This window comes from Pseudomonas putida, from assembly GCF_025905425.1.
Classification (GTDB): Bacteria; Pseudomonadota; Gammaproteobacteria; order Pseudomonadales; family Pseudomonadaceae; genus Aquipseudomonas; species Aquipseudomonas putida_AF.
On the sequence record NZ_CP109603.1, the window covers coordinates 5,623,486 to 5,639,627 of the forward strand.

Genomic DNA, 16,142 nt, shown 5'->3' on the forward strand with positions numbered 1-16,142 from the left:
CATCCTTAGGTCAAGAAATACTGCAGCAGGTCATTGAGGAACAACTGGCCGCGTGGTGTGGCCGCCAATCGATCCGGTTCGACCCGCAAAAGGCCCTTTTGTTCGGCGGCGCGGCGTGCCTCGACCAGTTGCGCCAGCGGCAGGCCGGTGCGCTGGGTAAACAGTTCAGCTTCCACGCCATCGGTCAGGCGCAACGCGTTCATCAGGAACTCAAAAGGTAGCTCGTCGGGTGGCAGCAGCTTCTCACCGGCCTTGAACGGTTTGGCCAGATTGAGGTAGTCCTTGGGCAGGCGGGTTTTCCAGGTACGCAGGATGCGTCCGTCGGCGAAGGTCAGCTTGCCGTGGGCGCCGGCACCGATACCGATGAAATCCCCAAAGCGCCAGTAATTGAGGTTGTGCTTGGCAGCACGGCCTGGCTGGGCATAGGCCGACACTTCGTACTGGCGGTAGCCGTGCTCGGCCATCAGGGTCTGGCCAGCCTCCTGAATGTCCCAGAGGATGTCGTCTTCGGGCAGCTCGGGCGGCTGGTTCCAGAACACCGTGTTGGGCTCCACGGTCAGCTGGTACCAGGACAAGTGGGTCGGCCCCAGCGCGATGGCCTGGCGCAAGTCACCCAGCGCGTCGTCCAGCGACTGGTCGGGCAGGCCGTGCATCAAGTCCATGTTGAAGTTGTCGAACCCTGCGGCGCGCGCCATGTCGGCAGCGCGGATCGCTTCGTCGCCATTATGGATACGCCCAAGTGCCTCAAGCTTGGCAGGCTGGAAGCTCTGTACGCCGATGGACAGGCGATTGATGCCTGTTTGCCGGTACGCCTTGAACTTTTCCTGCTCGAACGTGCCTGGGTTGGCCTCCAGGGTGATTTCGATGTCCGGCGCGAACGGGATGCGTTGTTCAACGCCACGCAGCAGTCGGCCAAGGGCGTTGGCGCTGAACAAGCTAGGCGTGCCACCACCAAAGAAGATCGAGCTGATCGGGCGGCCTTGTACGGCGGCCAGCTCCTGGTCGAGGTCGTCCAGTAGGGCTGCGACGTAGGCGTCTTCCGGTAGATCAGGCCCGGCGGCGTGGGAGTTGAAGTCGCAGTAAGGGCATTTGCGTACGCACCACGGGATGTGGATGTACAGCGCCAGCGGCGGCAGGCTGGTAAAGCTCGCCGCGCCGGGGGTGGACAACGTTTCGATCATGCCAGGCCCAGGCGTTGACGCAGCAGGACCATGGCGCGGGCGCGGTGGCTGAGCTGGTTCTTGTCGACAGGGGTGAGGTCGGCGCTTGAGCAGTTGCGCTCTGGCACCCAGAACAGTGGGTCGTAGCCAAAGCCGTGCTCGCCGCTGGCCTCGAACATGATGCGCCCGTGCCACAGGCCTTCGCACAGGATCGGCAGCGGATCGTCAGCGTGACGCACCAGCGCCAGCACGCAGACGAACTGCGCACCACGCTCGGCTTCAGGCACGTCTTTCAAGGCGTCGAGCAGCTTGGCGTTGTTTGCCGCATCACCCTTGCCCTCGGCATAGCGAGCCGAGTAGATGCCCGGCGCGCCGCCGAGGTAATCCACCGCCAGGCCCGAGTCGTCGGCCAGCGCCGGCAGGCCGGAAATGCGCGCGGCATTGCGTGCTTTGAGAATAGCGTTCTCGACGAACGACAGGCCGGTTTCCTCTGGCTCGACCTGGCTGAATTCGCCGATCGAGCGCAGCTGTACGGAGGCGCCAAGCATGGCTTGGAGTTCCTTGAGTTTGCCGGCATTGTGGCTGGCCAATACGAGTTGCTGGAAATTCATCATTCGCCTGGGAACACTTCCTGGTTGAAGCTGAGAGAGTTACTGATGCCACCGGTTTCGATATTCAGGTCGAAGGTCACGGTTTCTGGCTGTTCGATCTTGAACTGGGCGATGTAGTACACCGCGCCCTGTTCAGTGATCTGCTTGAAAGACAGCGGGCTGCTGCGCCCGGTCAGGTCCTTTACCGTGCCGCTGACGACCGCCATGGCCGGCTTGTTGGCCTTGAGCACGGCAATGTTGAGCACGCCTTGATTCTTGCTGCGCACCAGACCGGTGGCCGCGGCCACCTCCGGTGTCAGCATGCTCGACGTGAAAGCGCTGTAGTGTACCGTCACGTCGCCAAACACTTCCTTGCGCTCGGGACGGGCGGCATCGGCAGCCAGTACGGGCAGGGCCAGGCACAGGCTGATCAAGAACAGGGCTAGGCGACGCATGGGGCGATTCCTCCGGTAGGCGTCAGACCGCGAGCTGGTGCTCCTGCAGGCCCGGGCTGCTGACGCGATAGATGCCGATCTCACCTAGAAGATTAGGCCATAGCCGGCCGCCCCACCCATTACGGTGCAAATGGTCGACGGCCAGGCGGTCGAGTACCTTGGCATGGCGTTCGTGGCACAGCTCTTCAAAGTCGGCGAAGGTGCAGAAGTGGATGTTCGGCGTGTTGTACCAGGTATACGGCATGAAGTCCGACACCGGCATGCGGCCTTTGGTCGCCAGGTACCAGCGGCAGCGCCAGTGTCCGAAATTGGGGAAGGTGATGATGCACTGACGGCCCACACGCAGCATCTCGTCGAGGATGCGGTCGGGGTACTCCACGGCCTGCAAGGCCTGGGTCATGATCACCACATCGAAACTGTTGCTGGCGAAGTTGCCCAGGCCTTTGTCCAGGTCCTGTTCGATGACGTTGACGCCCTTGGCCACGCACGCGGCGATATTGTCGGCGTCGATCTCCAGGCCGTAACCGGTGACCTGCTTGCGGTCACGCAGCGAGGCCAGCAGTTCGCCACTGCCGCAGCCCAGGTCGAGTACCCGGCTGCCGGCGGGAATCCAGTCGTGGATGATTTCCAGATCGGCTCTCATGCTGTCCTCAGATGGCGATGCGGTTCATGTAGTTCGAGAAACCCTGCATGTAGCGAGGTGTGGGGATCAGGAAGGCATCGTGCCCGTAGGGCGAGTCGATCTCCAGGTAACAGACGTTCTTGCGCGCGGCCATCAGTGCATCGACGATCTCGCGCGAACGGGCTGGCGAGAAGCGCCAGTCGGTGGTGAACGACATGATGCAGTAGTCTGCCGTGACAGGGGCCAGGGTGGCGGCAAGGTCGCCGCCGTGGGCCGCGGCCGGGTCGAAATAATCCAGAGCCTTGGTCATCAGCAGGTAGGTGTTGGCGTCGAAACGGCCAGAAAACTCTTCGCCCTGATAGCGCAGGTAGCTTTCGACCTGGAACTCGACGCTGTGGAAGTCGTAGTTGAGCTTGTCGCTCTTGAGCTCACGGCCGAATTTTTCACCCATCGAGTCATCGGACAGGTAGGTGATGTGGCCCACCATGCGCGCCAGCATCAACCCGCGCTTGGGGATCACGCCCTGGTCCTGGAATGAACCACCGTGGAATTCCGGGTCGGTGAGGATGGCCTGGCGTGCTACTTCGTTGAAGGCGATGTTCTGCGCCGACAACTTGGGCGCCGAGGCGATATCGACGCAGTGGCGCACGCGATCAGGGTAGGTGATGGTCCATTGCAGCGCCTGCATGCCGCCAAGGCTGCCGCCGACGACTGCGGCCCATTGGCCAATGCCCAGGCGGTCGGCCAGGCGAACCTGGCTGTGCACCCAGTCTTCCACGGTCAGCACCGGGAAGTCGGCGCCATAAGGCTTGCCGGTGGCGGGGTTGAGGCTGCTCGGGCCGGTACTGCCATTGCAGCCGCCGAGGTTGTTCAGGCTGACCACGAAGAAACGGTTGGTGTCGATCGGCTTGCCGGGGCCGATGCAGCTGTCCCACCAGCCCGGCTTGCGGTCGGTGGCGGCATGGTAGCCAGCAGCATGGTGATGGCCGGACAAGGCATGGCAGATCAGCACGGCATTGCTTGCGCTGGCGTTCAGGGTGCCATAGGTCTCATAGACCAGCTCGTAGCTGATCAGGGAACGGCCACAGGCCAGTGCCAGCGGCTCTTCGAACCGGGCTGTTTGCGGTGTAACCAGACCGACGGAATCTTCGGGAAGGACAGTGGACATCGACCCTGCTCACGCTTGACGGAGGCGTAAGTCTAAAGAGCGCTACCCCCTGCGGCAAGCAAAGGCTTGCCGCAGGGGCGTCGATGCTCACGGGCGTTGAATCAGATCATCCGCCACAGTTCTTGTGGCATGCCGGCATAGGCAGCCAGTGGCGGCATGACGAACGACTGGATCACCTGGATCGCCAGGAACGCGAAGATCGGCGAGATGTCCATGCCGCCCAGGTTGGGCACGAGGCGACGGAACGGCGCCAGCACCGGTTCGCTGATCTGGTAAGCAAGCTCTGCGGCCGGGTTGTGGCTGTTTGGCGCGACCCAGGAGACGATCACCATGACGATCATCGCGACCCAGAAGATCTTCAGGAACAGCGAGGTGATGCCGATGATGGCCCACATCAGCAGGTGCAGGACATCGCCAAAGGTGCCGTAGGTAACCATCAGCACAAAGGCCATCAGCAGCGCCTGGATGAGCACCGCGAGCAGCAGGGACGAGGTGTCCAGGCCACCGATGCTGGGGATGATACGGCGGATCGGCTTGAGCAGCGGCTGGGTGGCGCGTACTGCGAACTGGCACAGCGGGTTGTAGAAGTTGGCCTTGACCAGCTGCAGCACGAAGCGCAGCAGGACGATCACCAGGTACAGGCTGACCAGGGTTTGCACCACGAAAATCGCGGCGCCTGACAGTGCATTCATCTAGAGCTCCTTATTTGCCCAGTTGTTCGGCCAGTTCGGCGGAGCGTGTCGCTGCGGCTTGCAGCGCTTGCTCGACGATGGCTTCGAAGCCGTTGGCCTGGAACGACTTGATCGCAGCTTCGGTGGTGCCGGCTGGCGAGGTGACGCGGCGGCGCAGCTCGGCGGCGTCGACATCGCTGGCAACGGCCATGCGCGCAGCGCCCAGTGCAGTTTGCAGGGTCAGCTGGGAGGCGGTTTCGCGGGGCAGGCCAAGTTTTTCACCGGCGGCGGTCATGGCCTCGATCAGCAGGAAGAAGTACGCCGGCCCGCTGCCGGATACGGCAGTCACCGCATCCAGTTGTTGCTCCTGCTCCAGCCACAGGGCGGTGCCTACGGCGGACAGCAGCTGTTCGGCCTGTTGACGCTGATCTGCGCTGACTTCCTCGGTGGCATACAGGCCGCTGACGCCTTGGCGCAGCAGCGCGGGTGTATTGGGCATGCAGCGCACTACCGGGCGGGCGCCAACCCAGCTCTGCAGGCTGGCGCAGGTAATGCCGGCGGCGATCGAAACGATCAGCTGGCCGTCTTGCAGGTGGGCCTGCAGGGCCTGGCAAACGGCTTTCATGACCTGTGGTTTGACCGCCAGCACGATCACGTCGGCGCCGGCGATTGCCTGGGCATTGTCTTCGAAGGTTTCGATGCCGTGCTCGGCCTGGATGCGGGTGCGGGTCTCGGCGCCCGGGTCGCTGGCGCGGATCTGCGATGCCTCCAGGCCCTGGGCACGCAGGCCGCCGATCAGGCTGGCGGCCATGTTGCCGGCGCCGATAAAGGCAATACGTGTCTTGCTCATGTCAGGTCCTTGTGGGAAAGAGTGAGTAAAGCATGGAATCAGACGGGCCCGTAATCACGCGCGCCGAACAAGGCGGTGCCGATACGCACCCAGGTCGCTCCCTGGGCAATCGCCGCCTCCAGGTCGTGGCTCATGCCCATGGACAAGGTGTCCAGGCCAAGGCCCAGGCCCTGTTGCAAGTCGCGCAGGCTGGCGAACGCGGCTTCCTGTGCGGCGCGGTCATCGGTGGGCTCAGGGATCGCCATCAGCCCGCGCAGGCGCAGGTTGGGCAGGCTGGCGACCGCCTTGGCCAGCGCCGGGAGGTCGGCGGGTGCGCAGCCGGACTTGCTGTCTTCGCCACTGACATTCACCTGCAGGCAGATGTTCAGCGGCGCCAATGAGGCAGGGCGCTGCTCCGACAGGCGTTGGGCGATCTTCAGGCGGTCCACGGAATGTACCCAGTCGAAATGCTCGGCAATGGCTTTGGTCTTGTTCGACTGAATGGGGCCGATGAAGTGCCAGATCAAGGGCAGGTCGCGCAACGCGTCCTGCTTGGTCAGTGCTTCCTGCAGGTAGTTCTCGCCGACATCGCGCACGCCAGCGGCGTGGATTTCACGGATGGCGCTGGCGGGCTTGGTCTTGCTCACCGCCAGCAACTGGATGCTGGCCGGATCCCGCCCGGCAGCCTGGGCGGCGCTGGCGATGCGGGCGGCGAGGGCGGATAGGTTGTCTGCTATGGTGGACATGGATCGATGCCGGCGGCGAAAGGTCTGCGGCATTCTACCTGCTTGATCGCCTTTGGGGAGTCTCATGGATGTGACCGACCTGTTGGCCCGTGCGATGGATGCGGGGGCTTCGGACCTGCACCTGGCGGCGGGCCAGATACCGATGCTGCGCCTTGATGGCGAGCTGCAACGCATGGGCCTGCCGCCACTGATGTCGGCAGCCCTGAATGATGCGATGGCGCCCTTATTGAGTGATGACCAGCGCCGGCAATGGGCGCAGGGAGACGCGCTGGATATCGCCTTGCAGTTGCCTGAGCTAGGCCGCTTTCGCCTGAACCTGTTTCGTCAGTTGAATGGCCCAGCGGCAACCTTTCGCTTGATCCCGAAACGTATTGCGACACTCGATGAACTCGACCTCGGGGAAGTGTTTCAGGCTATTTCACAATGCGCTGATGGCCTGGTTCTGGTCGGCGGGCCAACCGGCAGTGGCAAATCCTGCACCCTGGCGGCGTTGCTCGATCAGCTCAACCGCGAACGGGCGGTGCACATCATCACCCTTGAAGACCCTGTTGAAGTTATCCACAACAGCCAGCGCGGCCTGGTCAATCAGCGCGAGATGGGGCGCGATTGCAGCGGGTTTGCCCAGGGGCTGCGCAGTGCGCTGCGCCAGGATCCGGACGTGATCATGATGGGTGAATTACGGGATCTGGAGACGATTCGCCTGGCGTTGCGGGCGGCGGAAACGGGGCACCTGGTGCTGGCGACAGTGCATACGCGCTCGGCTGCAGGCAGCATCGACCGGTTGGTGGAGGTGTTTGCCGCCGAGGAGAAGCCGCTGGTGCGGGCGATGCTGGCGGAGTCGCTGCGGGTGGTGGTGGCGCAGGTACTGGTCAAGCGCGTGGGCGGCGGGCGAGTGGCGGCGCGCGAAGTGCTGGTGGCCAACACGGCAGTGCGTAATTTGATTCGCGAAGGGCGGATGGCGCAGCTGAGTTCAGTGATGCAGACGGGCGCGTCGGAGGGGATGCGGACGATGGAGGGGGCTATGCGGGGTTTGAGGGATAAGGGATTGATCGACGCGTTGTAGCGTTTGTTCCGGCCTCTTCGCGGGCAAGCCCGCTCCCACAGGTATCGCGTAATCCTCAGAATTAGCGCTGTCTGTGGGAGCGGGCTTGCCCGCGAAGAGGCCAGAACAGAGTGGCGCGCAATTATCAGCGCTTGGCCAGTGCCAGCTGCTGTTCCTTCGGCAACACCCGCTTGGCCACGACATAATGCTTCTGCCAGTAAGGCTTGCTCAGGGTATCGATGCTCACCCGCTTGCCGCGACGCGGGGCATGGATGAAGCGGTCGTTGCCCAGGTAGATGGCAACGTGGTTGACCCGTCGGCTCTTGATGTTGAAGAAGATCAGGTCACCCGGCTTGAGGTCACCCTTGGCTACCTTCACGCCGTGGCCCTGGGCCATGGCATTGGAGGTGCGCGGTAGGTCGACATCGGCCACATCGTTGAACGCGTATTTGACCAGCCCACTGCAGTCGAAGCCCTTTTTCGGGCTGCTGCCGCCCCAGACATAAGGCGTGCCGAGTACATTGACCGCACGGCTGAGCACATCGCTGCTCTGCTTCGGCGACATCGCGGCGACGGGCAGGACGCGGCTGCTGGCGGTATTGCTTGGGCGTGCGCGCAGCGTGGTGTGCTTGGCAGGCGCGTGTTTCACCGAGGCATTGGTGGTATAGCCGGTGAAACCGTTGGGAAGACGTTGCTCACGATTGGTGGCGTGGGCGGCCAGGGGCAATAATAGACAGAGGGTCAGCCATGTCTTGAGTAAAGGCGGCATAGATGAAGCTCTTTATGAATAGTTATGTGGTGGGCGCGCAACTTTATAACAGCTTTTTGATCAAATTCTGATCCGTTTGTCGATTGGCAGGGTGCCATACGTCGGCCAGCAACGAGAAAGTCACATTTTTTCTTAGAAAATTTTCGGATAACCCACGAGGGCTATGAATGAACAGTTATCAACAGGGTGAGCCGCTCCACGACACCCACAGCAAGGTCATCGGTTACCTGTTGTGGATTTTCGGCTTCACCGGCTCGCACCGTTTCTACTACGGCAAGCCTATCACCGGGACAATCTGGTTCTTCACCCTGGGCCTGCTGGGTATCGGTTGGCTGATCGACCTGTTCCTGATTCCGTCGATGGATCGCGAGGCGGACCTGCGCTTCCGGGCCGGGCGAATCGACTACAACATCGCCTGGATTCTGCTGACGTTCCTGGGCATCTTCGGCATGCACCGTCTGTACCAGGGCAAGTGGATCACCGCGATCATCTACTTTTTCACCGGTGGCCTGTTCCTGGTCGGCGTGCTGTATGACTTCTGGACGCTGAACAGCCAGATTTCCGAAGCCAACAGCGATCGGCGCTGAGTGAAAAAAGGCCTTGGCGCAAGATTGCGGCAAGGCCTTTTTCTTTACTGGCGCGTCTGGCGCTGTTGCAGCAACAGGTTGCTGAAGCCAGCGCCGGCGAGCTGCTTCTGCGCCCCGGTCAGTTGTTCGCGATTGCTGAACGGGCCAACCAGTACGCGGTACCAGGTCTCGTCCTTGACCGTCCCCGACTCCACCTTCACCGACTGGCCGAGCAGGATGATCTGCGCACGGACCTTGTCGGCATCAGCCTGCTTGCGGAACGAGCCAGCCTGCAGGAAGAACTGGGTGGTCGCCGCGGGCTTGATCACGGGCGGGGCCGGTGGTGGCGTCTGGCCCAGCAAGGCGGCCTGGGCGCGCGCGGTGTCAATTTTCGCCGCTTCCGCCGGGGTGACCGGGGTCACCGGCTGGGCCGGGACCGGCGGCGTTTTCTCTGGCACGGCTTCCGGCGGCACGATGACCTCGGACTCCGGCAGCAGGGTGTAGAAGTCGTACTTCGGCTTCACCGGCTGCTGCGGGGTGGTCGGGGTGGTTGGGGTGGTCTTGCTGGCTTCGGCGACCTTTTCCGGCTTCTGCTGCTCAGGCTTGGTGCGCGTGATGTCGCCGCCACCCGGTTCCAGCTTCATCAAGAAGACGATGAAGGCGCCCACGGTCAGCCCGACCGCCAGCCATACCCAGCCTGGAATCGGCTGTTTGGCCGGCGCCTGTTGGCGGCTTGCGCCGCGTTTTGGAGCAGGTTTTTTCTTGGCAGCCAACTTACATGCGCTCCAGGGTTTCCAGGCCGAGCAGTTCCAGACCTTGCTTGAGGGTGCGACCGGTCAGTGCAGCCAGGCGCAGGCGGCTCTGTTGCTGCTCCGGGGTATCGGCGGCGAGGATCGGGCAGTTCTCGTAGAAGCTCGAGAACAGCCCAGCCAGGTCGTACAGGTAGCTGCACAGCACGTGCGGGGTACCCTTGTCGGCCACGTTGTTGAGCACTTCGCCAAATTGCGCCAGGCGCGCAGCGAGGTCCTGTTCCTTCTCGGCCTGCAGCACGATCTGGCCATCGACTTCGTCGAAGCCCTTGCCCAGCTTGCGGAACACGCCCGCTACGCGGGTGTAGGCATACAGCAGGTACGGGGCGGTGTTGCCTTCGAAGTTGAGCATCAGTTCGAAGTTGAAGCTGTAGTCGCTGGTACGGTGCTTGGACAGGTCGGCGTACTTCACGGCGCCGATGCCGACCACTTCGCCGATGTGGCGCAGTTCGTCTTCGGACAAGCTCGGGTTCTTTTCCTTGACCAGGGCGTAGGCACGCTCCTTGGCCTCGGTAAGCAGGTCGATCAGCTTCACGGTGCCGCCGTCACGGGTCTTGAACGGGCGGCCATCGGCGCCGTTCATGGTGCCGAAGCCCATGTGCTCCATCTGCATCGGGTGGCCGACGAAGCCGGCGCGGCGGGCCACTTCGAACACCTGGTTGAAGTGCAGAGCCTGGCGCTGGTCGACAAAGTACAGGGCGCGGTCGGCCTTGAGCACATTGCTGCGGTAGCGCACTGCGGCCAGGTCGGTGGTGGCGTACAGGTAGCCACCGTCGGCCTTCTGCACGATCACCGGCAGCGGTTCGCCTTCGCTGTTCTTGAATTCTTCAAGGAACACGCACTGCGCACCTTGGTCCTCGACCAACAGGCCCTTGGCCTTGAGGTCGGCGACCACTTTGGCCAGGTCGTCGTTGTAGGCGCTTTCGCCCATGACGTCGGCCATGGTCAGTTTGACGTTGAGCAGCTCGTAGGTTTTTTGGCAGTGGGACAGGGAAATGTCCTTGAAGCGTGTCCACAGGGCCAGGCATTCAGGGTCGCCAGCCTGCAGTTTGACCACCAGGCCACGGGCGCGGGTGGCGAATTCTTCGGACTCGTCGAAGCGTTTCTTCGCTGCCCGGTAGAAGTTCTCCAGGTCCGACAGCTCATCGCTGGTGATCGGGTTTTCCTGCAGGTAGGCCATCAGCATGCCGAACTGGGTGCCCCAGTCGCCTACGTGGTTCTGGCGGATGACGTTGTCACCGAGGAACTCCAGCACACGGGCAACGCTGTCACCGATGATGGTCGAGCGCAGGTGGCCGACGTGCATCTCTTTGGCAAGGTTCGGTGCCGACATGTCGATCACCACCTTTTCGGTGGCGCCCGCCTTGCGCACACCCAGGTGGCCGTCGGCCAGGGCGGCGTCCAGGCGGTTGGCCAGGGCGCTGGTGTTCTGGAAGAAGTTGAGGAAGCCTGGGCCGGCGATCTCGACCTTGCTGATGTCGGCGCTGGCCGGCAGCGCGGCGATCAGCTTTTCTGCCAGGTCGCGTGGCTTCATGCCGGCCGGCTTGGCCAGCATCATCGCAATGTTGCTGGCGAAATCGCCGTAGGTCTTGTCCCGGGCGTTTTCCACCTGGATCGCCGGCGACAGCCCTTCAGGCAGCACACCGTCGGTGACGAGTTGGGTGAGGGCTTGCTGGATCAGCTGGCGAATGGTGTCTTTCATGGGGTTCTCTTTTCGACCGCAAGCGCGGTGGAGCGCTTCGATGCGCAGGTGGAAAAACTGGGCATTATCCGTTGCCGGGAGCAGGTTGCCAACCTTTGCCAAGGTTCGGCATGTCAGTAAAGGTCCACCGGGTCCACATCCAGCGACCAGCGAACCTGTCGGCCGCTCGGCATCTGCTCCAACACTAGCAACCAGGCGCTGATCAGTCGATGCAGAGGTGCCCGGGTGTTGGCCTGTATCAATAACTGGGCGCGGAAGCGGCCCGCGCGGCGCTCCATGGGCGCTGGCACGGGGCCCAGCAGTTCAATGCCTGGCAGGCGTTGTTCGGCCACCAGGCGCTCCGCCGCGCTGCAGGCTTCGTCGAGGAAACCCTCGGCCTGGCCCGGTTTGTGCGCTTCGGCGCGCAGCAGGGCCAGGTGCGAAAAAGGCGGCAAGCCCGCCGCGCGGCGCTCGTCCAGGGCTTGCTCGGCGAAGGCGAAATAGCCCTGTTCAGTCAGCTGGACCAGCAACGGATGGTCGGCCAGATGGGTCTGGATGATGACCTTGCCGGGCTCTTCCGCGCGTCCGGCGCGCCCGGCAACTTGCACGATCAATTGCGCCATGCGCTCGCTGGCGCGGAAATCACCAGAGAACAGCCCACCGTCGGCGTCGAGGATGGCCACCAGGGTCACGCGTGGGAAGTGGTGCCCCTTGGCGAGCATCTGGGTGCCCACCAGGATGCTCGGCTGGCCACGCTGGATGGTGCCGAACAGGTTGTGCATGGCGTCTTTGCGCGCGGTACTGTCGCGGTCCACGCGCAGAATCGGGTAGTCCGGAAACAGCACTTTCAGGCGCTCTTCGGCACGCTCGGTGCCTGCGCCCACCGGGCGCAGGTCGACATGGTTGCATTGCGGGCACTGGTGCGGCAGGCGTTCGTCATAGCCGCAGTGGTGGCAACGCAGCACGCCGGAACGCTGGTGCACGGTCATGCGCGCATCGCAGCGAGGGCATTCGGACAACCAGCCGCAATCGTGGCACAGCAAGGTCGGGGCAAAGCCGCGGCGATTGAGGAACACCAGCACTTGCTGGCCTGCTTCAAGGGTCTGGCGGATGGCCTGTTGCAGCGGGCCGCTGATGCCACTGTCCAGCGGCAGGCTTTTCACATCCAGGCGCAGCATGCGCGGCGGGCGGGCGCCGCCGGCGCGCTGATTCATGCGCAGCAGCTTGTAACGGCCAGTTTGGGCGTTGTGCAGGGTCTCCAGCGAAGGCGTGGCCGAGCCGAGCAGGATCGGGATGTTCTCCTGGTGGGCGCGGACCAGGGCCAGGTCGCGGGCGTGGTAACGCAGGCCTTCCTGCTGTTTATAAGACCCGTCGTGCTCTTCGTCGATGATGATCAGGCCGGGGTTTTTCATCGGTGTGAACAGCGCCGAGCGGGTGCCGATGATGATGTCGGCCTCGCCATCGCGGGCTGCCAGCCAGGCGTCCAGCCGCTCACGGTCGCCAACCGCTGAGTGCAGCAAGGCGATCCGGGCGTTGAAGCGCTGCTCGAAGCGCGCCAGGGTCTGCGGGCCGAGGTTGATTTCCGGGATCAGCACCAGTGCCTGCTTGCCGGCTTCCAGGGTTTCGCGGATCAGTTGCAGGTAGACCTCGGTCTTGCCGCTGCCGGTAACCCCGGCCAGGAGGTACGCGTTGAAACTGCCGAAGCCCGCGCAGACGGCATCGAAGGCGTTGCGCTGCTCGTCATTGAGGGGCAATTCTGGCTGCGCCAGCCAGTGCTCGTGGCGCTGCGTCGGCAAGTGGCGGCGCACTTCGACGGTGACCAGTTCCTTGGCCAATAGCAGGTCGAGGCTGTCCTTGTTCAGGTTGAGCTTGCCCAGCAGGCTGTGTGCCACGCCATGTGGGTGCTGCGCCAGGGTCTTCAGGGCCTCGCGCTGACGCGGGGCCCGGGCGATGCGTGGGTCGTCGTGGCGGGCATCGGCGGCCACGTGCCAGAACCGTTCCTGGCGCATCTCTGCCGGTTCGCCCTGGCGCAGCAAGGTCGGCAACGCCCAGTTCAGGGTGTCGCCCAGGCTGTGTTGGTAGTACTGGGCGGTCCACAGGCACAACTTGAACAGTGCAGGTGGCAGTGGCGACACCGGGTCCAGCAGCGCAGTGGCCGGCTTGAGCTTGTCGGCGGGCACTTCGCTCTGGTCGCACACCTCCACCAGCACCCCGATCATCTCGCGGCGCCCAAAGGGCACGCGAATGCGCATGCCGGGTGTGAGGGGCTGGCGCGCCATGCTCGCCGGCGCCCTGTAGTCGAACAGGCGACGCAGCGGGGAGGGCAGGGCAAGGCGCAGGATGACGTCGGACACGCGGAAGGTCTCGCAAGGGCGTTTCAAAGACTGGCGAGCCTAGCAGACGACAGTCGGTGCAAGCGACAACTTGCGCTGAGGCTGAGCTCTGGTATTATTCGCCGCCTAATTACGTGCGGTATTCAACAATTGGTGTTGGGTGGCGGCACGCAGCTCGAGGAAGTGACCATGAAAGCAAATATTCATCCGAACTACGAAGTAGTTGCAGTCACCTGCAGCTGCGGCAACAAGTTTGAAAGCCGTTCGACCCTGGGTAACACCCTGTCGATCGACGTTTGCAACCTGTGCCACCCGTTCTACACCGGTAAGCAAAAAGTCCTGGACACCGGTGGTCGCGTACAGAAGTTTGCCGATCGCTTCGGCATGTTCGGTGCCAAGAAGTAATAATGCGCATGGCGAATCCTTCGGGTTTCGCGCTGTTGCACAAAAAAGCGCCCCTTGTGGGCGCTTTTTTTGTGGGCGCGATCTGGCATTTCCCGGCCCTGGCGTTTTGCCCGTTGCCGGCCAACCCGCAGGCGGTGGCGGTGCGGCAGGTGGTGGATGGCGATACCCTGCGCCTGACCGATGGTCGCAGTGTGCGCATGATAGGCATCAATGCACCGGAGATCGGGCGCAAGGGGCGCACCAGCGAGCCCTATGCCGAAGCTGCCAAGCGCCGCTTGCAGGCATTGGTCAAAGCCAGCGACGGGCGTGTCGGGCTGGTGACGGGGGCTGAGGCCAAAGACAAGTACGGCCGTACGCTGGCGCATATCTACGGGCGCAATGGCAACAATCTTGAAGCGCAGCTGCTCAGCGAGGGGCTTGGCTACCGCGTTGCCGTTGCCCCCAATGTGCGCCTGGCGAGTTGCCAGCAATTGGCCGAGCAAGCGGCGCGCAAGGCGGGTGCCGGCCTGTGGCGCAGTTCGCCAGTGGTGCGCGCGAAGGATGTCAGGCAGTCCGGGTTTGCCGTCATCGGTGGCAGAATCCAGGGTGTCGAGCGTAATCGCGGCGGCGTCTGGCTGACCCTGGATTCCACTGTCGTGCTGCAGGTTCCCGCTCGTCTGCAACGCAACTTCCCGCCCAGCTTCTTCGATAACCTCAAAGGACGCCAGGTCGAGGCGCGTGGCTGGGTGCTGGATCGTTCCCGCAAGGGTGGCCTGAAGCCTGGGCAGCGACGCTGGGTGTTGCCATTGACCGATCCGAGCATGTTGGAGCGCATTTCAGGCTGAAAAGATGTAGACATTTCGCTATTAGATTGTACACACTGTCAGTCGTATGCCCCGTGGGTTATAGCGTAAAGTCGTAGGCTAAAGGCCTTGACACAAGTGACCGACCAGTCTTGTGACTCCCCGGCTCTTTGCGTATCCTCGGCGGTCCGTCAGAACAGTAAATAGCGGAATGCCCACCATGTCAGACCTGAAAACCGCCGCTCTCGAATACCACGCTCAACCTCGTCCGGGGAAACTGAGCGTCGAGCTCTCCAAGCCCACCGCCACCGCCCGCGACCTCGCCCTGGCTTACAGCCCAGGTGTTGCCGAACCCGTGCGCGAAATTGGCCGTGATCCAGAGCTGGCCTACAAGTACACCGGCAAAGGCAACCTGGTTGCGGTGATCTCCGATGGTACCGCCATCCTCGGTCTGGGTGACCTCGGCCCACTGGCCTCGAAGCCGGTGATGGAAGGCAAGGGTGTTCTGTTCAAGCGTTTTGCCGGTATCGACGTGTTCGACATCGAAGTCGAGTCGGAAAGCCCACAGGCCTTCATCGACACCGTTCGCCGCATTTCGATCACCTTCGGTGGCATCAACCTCGAAGACATCAAGGCGCCAGAGTGCTTCGAGATCGAGCGCACCCTGATCGAGCAGTGCGACATCCCGGTCTTCCACGATGACCAGCACGGCACCGCGATCGTCACCGCCGCCGGCATGATCAACGCCCTGGAAATCGCCGGCAAGAAGCTGGAAGACGCCAAGATCGTCTGCCTGGGTGCCGGCGCTGCCGCCATCTCGTGCATGAAGCTGCTGGTCAGCATGGGTGCCAAGATCGAGAACATCTACATGATCGACCGCACCGGCGTGATCCACGCTGGCCGCGACGACCTGAACCAGTACAAGGCGCAGTTCGCCCACGCGACCGACAAGCGTACCCTGGCTGACGCCCTGAACGGTGCCGACGTGTTCGTTGGCCTGTCCGGCCCGAACCTGCTGAGCGCAGAAGGCCTGAAGTCGATGGCGGCCAACCCGATCGTGTTCGCCTGCTCGAACCCCGATCCGGAAATCGCCCCAGAGCTGGCTCACGCCACCCGCAACGACGTGATCATGGCCACCGGTCGTTCCGACTACCCGAACCAGGTCAACAACGTACTGGGCTTCCCGTTCATCTTCCGTGGTGCCCTGGACGTACGTGCCAAGCGCATCAACGAAGAAATGAAGATCGCCGCCGCCAACGCCCTGAAAGACCTGGCCAAGCTGCCTGTGCCTAAGGAAGTCTGCGAAGCCTACGGCGTCGAGGGTCTGGAATTCGGCCGTGAGTACATCATTCCGAAGCCTCTGGATGCCCGCCTGATCACCGTCGTTTCCGATGCCGTCGCCAAGGCTGCCATCGAGTCCGGCGTAGCGACCCTGCCGTATCCGAAGCACTACCCGCTGAACAGCGTGGATGAAGTGTTCAACGGCTGATTCTGGTCGTAAGCTGTCTAGTCCT

17 protein-coding genes are annotated in these 16,142 nt (G+C 62.9%); 5 read left to right on the forward strand and 12 right to left on the reverse strand.

Features of this window, described 5'->3' with window-relative positions; genetic code table 11:
• Nucleotides 1-5: 5 nt before the first annotated feature.
• The 8 genes from hemW to OGV19_RS25440 all read right to left on the reverse strand — a co-directional run bounded on the left by hemW (nucleotide 6) and on the right by OGV19_RS25440 (nucleotide 6,241).
• Nucleotides 6-1,181: a radical SAM family heme chaperone HemW gene (hemW, locus tag OGV19_RS25405; RefSeq protein WP_264311177.1), complete on the reverse strand. Its 1,176-nt coding sequence runs from the start codon at nucleotides 1,179-1,181 to the stop codon at nucleotides 6-8.
• A complete protein-coding gene (gene rdgB, locus OGV19_RS25410; RefSeq protein ID WP_264311178.1) occupies nucleotides 1,178-1,774 on the reverse strand; it encodes an RdgB/HAM1 family non-canonical purine NTP pyrophosphatase in 597 nt (198 codons plus the stop codon). Before rdgB ends, hemW begins: the two co-directional genes overlap by 4 nt.
• Nucleotides 1,771-2,205, reverse strand: a complete 435-nt coding sequence (locus tag OGV19_RS25415) for a DUF4426 domain-containing protein (RefSeq protein ID WP_264311179.1) — start codon at nucleotides 2,203-2,205, stop codon at nucleotides 1,771-1,773. The genes rdgB and OGV19_RS25415 overlap by 4 nt, the downstream gene beginning before the upstream one ends.
• 22 nt (nucleotides 2,206-2,227) lie before the next feature.
• Complete coding sequence (gene metW, locus OGV19_RS25420; RefSeq protein WP_008092977.1) at nucleotides 2,228-2,848, reverse strand: methionine biosynthesis protein MetW; 621 nt, start codon at nucleotides 2,846-2,848, stop codon at nucleotides 2,228-2,230.
• Nucleotides 2,849-2,855: 7 nt separating this feature from the next.
• Nucleotides 2,856-3,995 carry a homoserine O-succinyltransferase MetX gene (metX, locus tag OGV19_RS25425; RefSeq protein ID WP_264311180.1) on the reverse strand — a complete coding sequence of 380 codons (1,140 nt, stop codon included), beginning with the start codon at nucleotides 3,993-3,995 and terminating at the stop codon, nucleotides 2,856-2,858.
• 101 nt (nucleotides 3,996-4,096) lie between these two features.
• On the reverse strand, nucleotides 4,097-4,687 hold the full coding sequence (locus OGV19_RS25430; protein ID WP_264311181.1) for a YggT family protein: 591 nt from the start codon (nucleotides 4,685-4,687) through the stop codon (nucleotides 4,097-4,099).
• Nucleotides 4,688-4,697: 10 nt separating this feature from the next.
• Nucleotides 4,698-5,516 (reverse strand): pyrroline-5-carboxylate reductase, encoded by an 819-nt coding sequence (gene proC / locus OGV19_RS25435; RefSeq protein WP_264311182.1) that lies wholly within the window; start codon nucleotides 5,514-5,516, stop codon nucleotides 4,698-4,700.
• A 38-nt stretch (nucleotides 5,517-5,554) separates the two neighbouring features.
• A complete protein-coding gene (locus tag OGV19_RS25440; protein WP_264311183.1) occupies nucleotides 5,555-6,241 on the reverse strand; it encodes a YggS family pyridoxal phosphate-dependent enzyme in 687 nt (228 codons plus the stop codon).
• Nucleotides 6,242-6,305: 64 nt separating this feature from the next.
• Here OGV19_RS25440 and OGV19_RS25445 point away from each other — a divergent pair, with 64 nt between their 5' ends.
• A complete protein-coding gene (locus OGV19_RS25445) occupies nucleotides 6,306-7,304 on the forward strand; it encodes a type IV pilus twitching motility protein PilT (RefSeq protein ID WP_264311184.1) in 999 nt (332 codons plus the stop codon).
• Nucleotides 7,305-7,428: 124 nt separating this feature from the next.
• On the opposite strand, the gene OGV19_RS25450 is transcribed toward OGV19_RS25445, so the two are convergent.
• Complete coding sequence (locus OGV19_RS25450) at nucleotides 7,429-8,052, reverse strand: C40 family peptidase (RefSeq protein ID WP_264311185.1); 624 nt, start codon at nucleotides 8,050-8,052, stop codon at nucleotides 7,429-7,431.
• Between the two features lie 167 nt (nucleotides 8,053-8,219).
• On the opposite strand from OGV19_RS25450, the gene OGV19_RS25455 reads away from it, so the two are divergent.
• Nucleotides 8,220-8,639 (forward strand): NINE protein, encoded by a 420-nt coding sequence (locus tag OGV19_RS25455; protein ID WP_264311186.1) that lies wholly within the window; start codon nucleotides 8,220-8,222, stop codon nucleotides 8,637-8,639.
• Nucleotides 8,640-8,683: 44 nt separating this feature from the next.
• On the opposite strand, the gene OGV19_RS25460 is transcribed toward OGV19_RS25455, so the two are convergent.
• From OGV19_RS25460 to OGV19_RS25470, 3 genes are all read right to left on the reverse strand, one after another.
• Nucleotides 8,684-9,391, reverse strand: coding sequence for an SPOR domain-containing protein (locus OGV19_RS25460; protein ID WP_264311187.1), 708 nt, complete (start codon nucleotides 9,389-9,391; stop codon nucleotides 8,684-8,686).
• A 1-nt stretch (nucleotide 9,392) separates the two neighbouring features.
• A complete protein-coding gene (argS, locus tag OGV19_RS25465; RefSeq protein ID WP_264311188.1) occupies nucleotides 9,393-11,129 on the reverse strand; it encodes an arginine--tRNA ligase in 1,737 nt (578 codons plus the stop codon).
• A 113-nt stretch (nucleotides 11,130-11,242) separates the two neighbouring features.
• The gene (locus OGV19_RS25470; protein ID WP_264311189.1) at nucleotides 11,243-13,462 is read right to left on the reverse strand and encodes a primosomal protein N'; all 2,220 of its coding nucleotides are present in this window, start codon (nucleotides 13,460-13,462) and stop codon (nucleotides 11,243-11,245) included.
• Between the two features lie 168 nt (nucleotides 13,463-13,630).
• On the opposite strand from OGV19_RS25470, the gene rpmE reads away from it, so the two are divergent.
• The 3 genes from rpmE (at nucleotide 13,631) to OGV19_RS25485 (ending at nucleotide 16,117) form a co-directional block, all read left to right on the forward strand.
• On the forward strand, nucleotides 13,631-13,846 hold the full coding sequence (gene rpmE / locus OGV19_RS25475; protein ID WP_264311190.1) for a 50S ribosomal protein L31: 216 nt from the start codon (nucleotides 13,631-13,633) through the stop codon (nucleotides 13,844-13,846).
• 2 nt (nucleotides 13,847-13,848) lie between these two features.
• Nucleotides 13,849-14,670 carry a thermonuclease family protein gene (locus tag OGV19_RS25480; protein ID WP_264311191.1) on the forward strand — a complete coding sequence of 274 codons (822 nt, stop codon included), beginning with the start codon at nucleotides 13,849-13,851 and terminating at the stop codon, nucleotides 14,668-14,670.
• 178 nt (nucleotides 14,671-14,848) lie between these two features.
• Nucleotides 14,849-16,117 (forward strand): malic enzyme-like NAD(P)-binding protein, encoded by a 1,269-nt coding sequence (locus tag OGV19_RS25485; protein WP_264311192.1) that lies wholly within the window; start codon nucleotides 14,849-14,851, stop codon nucleotides 16,115-16,117.
• The last annotated feature ends 25 nt before the right edge of the window (nucleotides 16,118-16,142 follow it).